Origin of the sequence: Gluconobacter sp. P1D12_c (assembly GCF_018812105.1) — a bacterium.
In the GTDB taxonomy this organism is placed as follows: domain Bacteria; phylum Pseudomonadota; class Alphaproteobacteria; order Acetobacterales; family Acetobacteraceae; genus Gluconobacter; species Gluconobacter oxydans_A.
On the sequence record NZ_JACSIQ010000459.1, the window covers coordinates 1 to 453 of the forward strand.

Annotated in this window: 1 protein-coding gene; it reads right to left on the reverse strand. The window is 51.0% G+C overall.

Translation table 11 applies throughout. The features are described 5' to 3' along the window. Positions 1-111: 111 nt before the first annotated feature. Positions 112-453: recombinase family protein (locus KP705_RS17665; protein WP_215765224.1), on the reverse strand; the 342-nt coding region annotated here is incomplete at its 5' end.

The window sequence follows — 453 nt, forward strand, 5'->3', positions numbered from 1 at the left end:
TCCCGGTGAATGATGGCAGCGATCACGTTGTCCTTGCCGTGCCGCTCCTGAATCCAGCGCAACGCCTCGTTCAAATAGGGGTCACGACACGAAAGTGTACTTTACGTACGCTTAGAGTGAACCCAACAAGAACGTTGAGGCTGTTCTGCTGAGAGTTCGATAGACAGTTGGCCGAGAAATAGAAAACAGTTCTGAAAGATCGCTGATGGAGTAATCGCCGGTATCATACATCCGGCGAAGCTCTTTTTGCTGACGTTCAGAAAGCTTGGGTTTCTTTCCGCGTAGTTTACCTTTGTCGCGTGCAACGGCCATCCCTTCACGAGTACGCATCCGGATCAGATCGGCTTCAAACTCCGCGAAAGTCGCAAGGATGTTGAAGAACAACTTGCCCATTGGATCAGACGGATCGTGAATACTGTTCCCAAGTTGAAGCTTCACGCCACGGGATGCCAG